Origin of the sequence: Pseudomonas sp. LA5 (assembly GCF_028640825.1) — a bacterium.
Lineage (GTDB): Bacteria > Pseudomonadota > Gammaproteobacteria > Pseudomonadales > Pseudomonadaceae > Chryseomonas > Chryseomonas aestiva.
Window position 1 is genome coordinate 270552 of the sequence record NZ_JAQYZY010000032.1, and the last position, 7684, is coordinate 278235.

Below are 7684 nucleotides of genomic sequence, written 5' to 3' on the forward strand. Positions count from 1 at the left end.
CGGCAGAAGGAAACCGCCAGCTTAGCAGTCCGTCCGGGTGGCGTCCGCGCCTGGCGCCCGCTCCGCCGCGCGCGCCGCGCATTCGACGAAGGTGCGCGCGGTGCAGGTGCGGCAGACCTCCGGGTCCAGCCGCGGATAGATGCTGCGCAGGGCCTGATCCTTGGACGAGAAGACGTGGCCATCGCCCAGCTCCTTGAGAAACCCGGTCTTGGCGAACAGCTGCAGGACCGGCGTGCGGGGACGATGGAAATAGAGATCACCGCCCTGGGCCCGGCGCTCGCGCCACTCCCGCCGCCACAGGTCGTTACCCGCCAGGTCGATGAAATTCATGCTCTTGGTCATGAACAGGGCGTGCTTCTGGCCAGGCTGGGCACGGCGAAAGCCATCCAGCTGATCGCCGACATGGGGTACGGCGCCAAAGAACACCGAGCCTTCCACCCGCACCAGCTTGAGTTGCGGACACTCCTGCGCCGGCTGGCCCAGTTCGTCCAATGGGGTGAAGCGACGCTCGGGGGTACGGGGATCCGGCACCAGCGGGCGGATGGCGGGGTGCGAGGTGCGATAGAGATAGGCCACCAGGGACACCAGCGTGCCCAGCAGCACGGCGCGGTCCAGGGGAATGGTCAGGGTCGCCAGGAAGGTCACCCCGGCCACCAGGGCCTCGGTGCGGCTGACCCTCAGCACCTCGCGCCAGCGCCCCAGGTCCAGCAGGCCGCGCGCCACCAGCAGCAGGGTGGCGGCGATGGCCGCCAGTGGAATGGCGGCGATCAGGGCACCCCCGAAGGCCACCAGCGCCACCACCAGCAGGGCGGCGAACACTGCCGCCAGCGGCGTACGGGCCCCGGCTTCGAAATTGGGCATGGAGCGATTCAGCGAGCCGCAGGAGACATAGGCCGAGAAGCAGCCGCCGACCAGATTGGCCAGGCCCTGGCCGCGGAATTCGCGATTGACGTCCAGCCGCTGCCCGGAGCGCTGGGCCACCGCCTTGGCGATCGACAGCGACTGCCCCAGGGCCACCAGCGTCAGGGCCACGGCGATCCCGGAGAGATTGCCCAGGTCCTGCAGGGTGACGTCGGGCAGATGGAAGGGCGGCAGCGCCGAGGGGATCCGTCCGACCGTGGCGATCCCCTGGGCCGCGCCCGGCACGCTGCGCTCCAGGATCCAGGCGCTCAGGCAACCGGCCAGCAGGCCCAGCAGCATGGTCGGCCAGCGCGGGCGCAGCCGGCGCAGCAGCAGGGTGGCGAGCAGGGTCACCACACCGATGACCAGCGACGGCCAGTGGATCGCCAGCGGATGGGCGAGCACATAGCCGAGGACGCCGAAGGCCGAGGTGCCCAGTGGCGGCGACAACCCGAACAGGTCCTTGAGCGAATAGAGCCCGATCAGCACGGCCGCACCACTCATGAAGCCGAGCAGCACCGAAGGCGAGATGAAGTTGGCCACGGCGCCCAGGCGCAGGGCGCCCACCGTCAGTTGCAACAGACCGACCAGCAGGGTCACCGCCAGGGCCAGGTCGATGTAGGGGCCGGAGCCCGCCAGCGCCAGCGGCGACAGCGCTGCCAGCAGGGCCAGGGAGTTGGCATTGGTCGGACCGGTCACCACATGGCGACTGGAACCCGCCAGGGCGGCGACGATGCAGGGCACCACGGCGCCATAGACGCCATATTGCGGAGGCAGTCCGGCCAGGGTGGCGAAGGCCACGCCCTGGGGCAGCGCCAGGACCGCGCCCAGCAGACCCGCACCCAGGTCCGCCTTCAGGGTGGTGCGGTCCACCTCGCGGAGCCAGGGCAGCAGGGTCGAGAGGGCGGGCATGGGGCACTCCTGGAAAAAGGATCGCCCACTCTACCGATTACTGTTACTGGCCGGCTACCGGATGCCCGCCATCCACGGTTGCCGCCACGACACCGCACGTGCTCATTTCTTCACCAGTCGCCGCCAGACCGGTCTCCGTGGCGTTCTCGTGACTTCATGCACGGGTTATCCACATCACTGTACACGCTGGCTGTGGGTAACCTGGGCCACTAGCCATCGTGGCTGTTGGCGGCGATGCGATGGATCGACAGATCGGCGCCCTGGTATTCCTCTTCCTGACTCAGCCGCAAGCCCAGCACGGCCTTGAGCAGCCCGTAGACGGCCAGTCCACCGAGCAGGGCGATCGCGATACCCAGGGCCGTGCCGGCCAGCTGCGCCAGCAGGCTTACCCCGCCCAGGCCACCCAGTGTCGTCTGGCCGAACAGACCGCAGGCGATGCCACCCCAGGCGCCGCAGAGGCCATGCAATGGCCAGACGCCCAGTACATCGTCCAGCTTCCAGCGCGTCTGCACCGCGGTAAAGGCCCAGACGAACAGCGCGCCCGCCACCAGGCCCGTGGTCAGCGCGGCGATGGGATGCATCAGGTCGGAGCCGGCGCAGACGGCGACCAGTCCCGCCAGGGGACCGTTGTGCAGGAAGCCGGGATCGTTGCGCCCGAGCAGCAGGGCAGCCGCCGTCCCGCCGACCATGGCCATCAGCGAATTCAGCGCCACCAGTCCGCTGACACCCGCCAGGCTCTGGGCGCTCATGACGTTGAAGCCGAACCAGCCGACGATCAGGATCCAGGAGCCCAGCGCCAGGAAGGGAATGTTCGACGGCGGAAAGGCCACCAACCGGCCTTCGCGATAGCGACCCTGACGCGGCTCCAGCAGCATCACCGCCGCCAGGGCCAGCCAGCCACCCACCGCGTGCACCACCACCGAGCCGGCGAAGTCGTGAAAGCGCGCCCCGAACAGCGCTTCGAAGCTGTCCTGCAGCCCCAGGTTGTTGTTCCACATCAGGCCTTCGAAACAGGGATAGACGAAGGCCACGATCAGCGCCGTAGCGCACAGCTGCGGCACGAAGCGCGCCCGCTCGGCGATACCGCCGGAGATGATCGCCGGAATGGCCGCGGCGAAGGTCGCCAGGAAAAAGAACTTCACCAGTCCGTAGCCGCTGTCGGCGGTCAGCACCTGGGCCGGCGCGAAAAAGGTCACGCCATAGGCGATCCAGTAGCCGACGAAGAAGTACACTAGGGTGGAAATGGCGAAGTCGGCGAGGATCTTGGACAGGGCATTCACCTGATTCTTGTGCCGCACGGTGCCGGCTTCGAGAAAGGCGAAGCCGGCGTGCATGGCCAGCACCATCACGGCGCCGAGCAGGAGAAAGAGGGTATTGGCACTGTGGACCAGGGTCGCCACGGCAGAAGGCAATTCGTTCATCAGGGCAGTCATCTGAAAGGGTTGCACCAAAAACATGCCTGACGGCTGCTTGATGCGCGCTTTTGGGGCGGGCTGCAGCTCTTGGCAGGTTCAGTCTTGCCGCCAGACAAGACACAACCCGGGTAGAGCACAGGAATGCGCCAGGGCGGTGCAAGTCGGAAAGGCATGCACCACTAGACAGCAAAGGTCGTGCCGCTAAAGCGAGCGTAGAACGATCCGACCACTGCTCAGATTGGTCAGCAAGGTCGCCACCTCGTCGCGACGCTGCGGTTCTACGGCGATCCGCAGGGCGATCTCCAGCGCCTGGTAGTCCTCTTCGAGCAGCACCACCGCCAGGGCGGCCAGGCGCGCCTTGATCAGCGGCCACTCCGCATAGGTACAGGCGAAGCCGTAGTCCTGCCGCACCACCAGCGGCTGCCTGTCCGCCTGCTGCAGGCAGCGCGCAGCGCAACCGCCATAGGCACGCACCAGTCCGCCGGTACCCAGCTTGATGCCGCCGTACCAGCGGATGACCACCACCACCACCTGGTCGCAATCCTGCCCCTCGATGGCAGCGAGGATGGGCCGGCCCGCGGTGCCGCCGGGCTCGCCGTCGTCATTGAAGCGGTATTGGTTGCCAAGCTTCCACGCCCAGCAGTTGTGGGTCGCGGTCGGTACGCTCACGCGCTCGATAAAGGTCATGGCCGCTTCCACCGTGGAAACGGGCGCGGCGAGGGCCAGAAAACGACTTTTGCGCACCTCTTCTTCAAAGGCGGCATCCCGGATCAGGGTGAAGGTCATGGCGCCTGGAGGCCCAGTCCCTTGAGGATGACATGGGTCAGGGTCCGCGCCGCTTCGTCGAAATCCTGCCGCGTCAGGCGGCTGCGTCCCGTCACCTGGCAGATCTGGCTGGCGAAGTCGGCATAGTGCTGGGTACTGCTCCACAGCAGAAAGATCAGGTGGACCGGATCCACCGGATCCATCTTGCCGGCCGCGATCCAGGCCTCGAACACCGCCGCCCGGCTGCGAAACCAGGTCTGGTAGTCCTGATCGAAGTATTCATACAGGCAGTGACCACCACCGATGATCTCCATGGCGAAGATCCGCGAGGCCAGCGGCTGGCGCCGCGAGAATTCCAGCTTGGCGCGGATGTAGCGGCTGAGGGCCTCGGCGGGGTCGTCTTCCACGGTCAGGTGGTTGAAGGTGCTGTCCCAGAGTTCGAGGATGTTGCCCAGCACCGCCATATAGAGGCCGAGCTTGTTGTTGAAGTAGTAGTGGAGATTGGCTTTGGGCAACCCGACGCGCTGGGCGATGGTGTTCATGCTGGTGCCCTTGAAGCCATGGCGGGCGAATTCTTCCTCCGCCGCGCTCAGGATCGACTCCTCATTCTTCTGCCGGATGCGTCCGGCCGGCTTGTCCTGGCCGGCGTGATGGGCGGGTACGAGAAGGGTCATGACAACGATAGGATCCAAAGGCGCGGCAGGCATCAATAGCGTACCCCCGGTCCCGGACACAAGGGCTCTTTTATGGGTGTGGCGCCGGCGAGCGGCATTCCGTCAGCGCTGCGCTGCGCTCTTCGGGCAGCAGCAGGTTGAGCAGGATGGCGGTGATGCCGCCGCTGGTGATCGCGGTATCGAACAGACTCTTCACCAGTGGCGGCAACTGATCCAGCAGTGTCGGCTGGCTGGCGACGCCGAGACCCACGCCAAGGGAAGTGGCGATGATCAGCAGGCTGCGGCGATCCAGCGTGCACTGCGCCAGCAGCCGTATTCCAGCCGCGGCGACACTGCCGAACAGCACCAGGGTCGCACCGCCCAGCACCGGCTTGGGAATCTGCTGCAGAACGGCGCCCAGGATGGGAAACAGGCCCAGCACCAGCAGGATGGCGCCTATCCAGTAGCCGACATGGCGGCTGGCCACGCCGGTCAGCTGGATCACCCCGTTGTTCTGCGCGAAGGTGGTGCTGGGAAAGGTATTGAAGGTGGCCGCGAGCAGGCAGGCGACGCCGTCACCCAGGACCCCGCCCCGCAACCGTCGCAGATAGCCGGGGCCTTCGATGGGTTGCCGCGAGATCAGGCAATTGGCGGTCAGGTCGCCCGTGGTCTCCAGGGTGCTGATCAGATAGATCAGCGCGACCGGCAAAAAGGCCGACCAGTCGAAGGCGAAGCCGAAACGAAAGGGGAGGGGGACGCTGATCAGGGGCAGATCCGGCAGCGCCTGGGGTTTCAGCAGGCCACAGCTCCAGGCGACCAGGGAGCCCACCAGCAATCCGATCATCACCGCCGACAGCCGCACCCAGGGTCGCCGTGACAGATTCAGGCCAATGATGACCCCCAGGACCATGCCGCCGAGAGCCAGGTTGATCGGTGCGCCGAAGTTGGCGGCCTTTGCGCCCCCGCCGAGATCGGTGATGCCCACCCTGATCAGGCTGATGCCGATCAGGGTGATGACGATGCCGGTCACCAGCGGTGTGATCACTCGGCGCAACAGGCCCAGGCAGCGACTCAGGCCGATCTGGACGAAGGCGCCAAAGAAGCAGACGCCAAAGATCATCGCCAGGATGTCCTCCGGCGTCCCGCCGCGTTGCTTGACCAGCATCCCGGCTGCCAGCACCGCGGACAGAAAGGAGAAACTGGTGCCCTGCAGGCAGATCATGCCCGCCCCCAGTCCACCGGCACCGCGGGCCTGCAGAAAGGTGCCGACGCCCGACACCATCAGCCCCATGCTGATCAGATAGGGCAGGTGCTCGTGCAGACCCAGGGCCCCGGCAATGATCAGCGGTGGAGTAACGATCCCCACGAAGCTCGCCAGGACATGCTGCAGGGCAGCGCAAAAGGCAGCGAGCGGGGCGGGACGTTCGTCCAGGCCATAGAGCAGATCATCGTGTACGGGACTGGGCATGGTGATTACCTCGCAGTGGTGCGGCGGGCCGGGAAGGCGGCTACAGCACCGAAAGTGGGTCTGGCCGGACTAGAACTGATACTTCACCAGGAAGCTGAAAACGCTCTGGTCGGTACGGAATCCCTCGCTGTCCTTGATGCCGTACTTGTCCGACCAGTAGTCGTACTCGGTACCCACATAAAGGTGCTTGGCCTCATAACCCATGGCCTTGCCCAGGTCGTACTTGACCTGTGGATTGAAGTGCAGGTTGGCGTGGTAGCTACCCTTGTTGTTCATCACCCAGTCCAGGTAGCCATCGATGAGCAGATCCGAATTGCCCAGGGGCAGGGTATAGGCCCATACCGGCGTGAGCTGCCAGGCACCCGAGGGCGCATTGCCGCCATCCGGCTTGCGGTAGTAAAGGTTCAGCTGGAAGTAGTCGAAGCCCGGCACCTTGAGGTCGAAACCCGGACCGACCAGGTAGTTGCGCTGATCACGGCCGGCGCCCTCGCCATCGTTCTGGTCGTATTCCAGTGTGGTGGCGAGCAGCACATCGGTGATCGGGCCAAAGGAAAGATCCCGGCCGGACAGCTTGCCAAAGGACAGTCTTGGACTGAGTTCGCCGTAGAAGCCCTGATGGCCGTCGCTGGCATTGGTCGCGCCGTTGAACCAGATGCTGTCGACGAAGAGGAAGAGATCGCCCCACGTCCAGCTGCTGGCATGCTCGAAGGTGACGGTCTGCTGGATACGGGGATCGACCCGGAAATCCTTGCCATATAGATAGGTGAGGCTTTCACCATGCCACAGCAGTGGACTGTCTGCGGCGTTGGCGACACCGGCTGCGAGCAGGCTGGTGGTCAGCAGCGCGGTGGTTAGGGTCTTGCGCATGTAGGCTCCTGGAAGTGCTTTTTCGTTGTGTGTTGCGTCCGCCGTGCTCAGCAAGATCGACGCCAAACCCAAACGGGCGGAGAAAAATAGTTATTTTTCAACGCCTTGTATAAGGCTTCCGGGAAATTTCAGCTATTTGGCGGGGCACCAAACCTGACCACTTGCTCAGTTTTCGTGCCCTGAAGCGACGCCTGACGCGGCTCTGCTGCGAAACAGCACACGGGGGCCTGCGCAGTGCTAAGGTGCTTGTCGACCCCGCAGGAGATAGTCATGAAGTTGCTTATCGGTGTGCTGACGGCCTTGCTCTGCAGCTCTTTCGCCTCGGCTCAGGTCCCCCAGGGCGGGACGGGGCAGCCGGGCATCCTCATGATCACCCGGGGCGATGCCTATTCCGGATCAGGATGCGATATAGGTCTGGTGATCCAGGGGCGACTGGCCGGTACCCTCATGGCGGGCCAGAGTGCTTCCTTCAATCTGCCGCCTGGCGAAATCGCCGTGAGTCTTAACTCTTCCGGTCCGGGTGGTTGCGCAGCACCCATGGCGAGCAGCATCTCCCAGTCCATTCTGCTGACTCCTGGCGAGATCAAGCAGTACCGGATCATCGCGACCGAAGCGGGTTATCGCCTGGCGCCCATCCCGCTTTATTGAAGTTTCTTGAAATAACCTGTTGACCTGTCCTGAAACTCCCCTATAATGCGCCCCAC

General features: G+C 65.0%; 7 protein-coding genes. 1 reads left to right on the plus strand and 6 read right to left on the minus strand.

Annotated elements, in window-relative coordinates; all coding sequences use genetic code 11:
• Positions 1-21 precede the first annotated feature (21 nt).
• The 6 genes from PVZ72_RS10425 to PVZ72_RS10450 all read right to left on the minus strand — a co-directional run bounded on the left by PVZ72_RS10425 (position 22) and on the right by PVZ72_RS10450 (position 6980).
• Positions 22-1812 (minus strand): SulP family inorganic anion transporter, encoded by a 1791-nt coding sequence (locus tag PVZ72_RS10425; RefSeq protein WP_263258860.1) that lies wholly within the window; start codon positions 1810-1812, stop codon positions 22-24.
• 209 nt (positions 1813-2021) lie between these two features.
• Positions 2022-3233, minus strand: a complete 1212-nt coding sequence (locus PVZ72_RS10430; protein WP_273861864.1) for an ammonium transporter — start codon at positions 3231-3233, stop codon at positions 2022-2024.
• Positions 3234-3428: 195 nt separating this feature from the next.
• Positions 3429-4013 carry an IMPACT family protein gene (locus PVZ72_RS10435; protein ID WP_273861859.1) on the minus strand — a complete coding sequence of 195 codons (585 nt, stop codon included), beginning with the start codon at positions 4011-4013 and terminating at the stop codon, positions 3429-3431.
• Positions 4010-4666, minus strand: coding sequence for a TetR/AcrR family transcriptional regulator (locus PVZ72_RS10440; RefSeq protein WP_187980146.1), 657 nt, complete (start codon positions 4664-4666; stop codon positions 4010-4012). The genes PVZ72_RS10435 and PVZ72_RS10440 overlap by 4 nt, the downstream gene beginning before the upstream one ends.
• A gap of 70 nt (positions 4667-4736) precedes the next feature.
• Positions 4737-6113 (minus strand): uracil-xanthine permease family protein, encoded by a 1377-nt coding sequence (locus tag PVZ72_RS10445; protein WP_273861860.1) that lies wholly within the window; start codon positions 6111-6113, stop codon positions 4737-4739.
• 69 nt (positions 6114-6182) lie between these two features.
• Positions 6183-6980, minus strand: a complete 798-nt coding sequence (locus PVZ72_RS10450; protein WP_273861861.1) for an outer membrane protein OmpK — start codon at positions 6978-6980, stop codon at positions 6183-6185.
• Between the two features lie 270 nt (positions 6981-7250).
• Here PVZ72_RS10450 and PVZ72_RS10455 point away from each other — a divergent pair, with 270 nt between their 5' ends.
• Positions 7251-7628, plus strand: coding sequence for a hypothetical protein (locus PVZ72_RS10455; RefSeq protein ID WP_273861862.1), 378 nt, complete (start codon positions 7251-7253; stop codon positions 7626-7628).
• Positions 7629-7684 lie beyond the last annotated feature (56 nt).

Coding starts and splice junctions, on each gene's coding strand:
- PVZ72_RS10425 (WP_263258860.1), bottom strand. CDS start 1,812: ATGCCCGCCCTCTCGACCCTGCTGCCCTGGCTCCGCGAGGTGGACCGC.
- PVZ72_RS10430 (WP_273861864.1), bottom strand. CDS start 3,233: ATGAACGAATTGCCTTCTGCCGTGGCGACCCTGGTCCACAGTGCCAAT.
- PVZ72_RS10435 (WP_273861859.1), bottom strand. CDS start 4,013: ATGACCTTCACCCTGATCCGGGATGCCGCCTTTGAAGAAGAGGTGCGC.
- PVZ72_RS10440 (WP_187980146.1), bottom strand. CDS start 4,666: ATGACCCTTCTCGTACCCGCCCATCACGCCGGCCAGGACAAGCCGGCC.
- PVZ72_RS10445 (WP_273861860.1), bottom strand. CDS start 6,113: ATGCCCAGTCCCGTACACGATGATCTGCTCTATGGCCTGGACGAACGT.
- PVZ72_RS10450 (WP_273861861.1), bottom strand. CDS start 6,980: ATGCGCAAGACCCTAACCACCGCGCTGCTGACCACCAGCCTGCTCGCA.
- PVZ72_RS10455 (WP_273861862.1), top strand. CDS start 7,251: ATGAAGTTGCTTATCGGTGTGCTGACGGCCTTGCTCTGCAGCTCTTTC.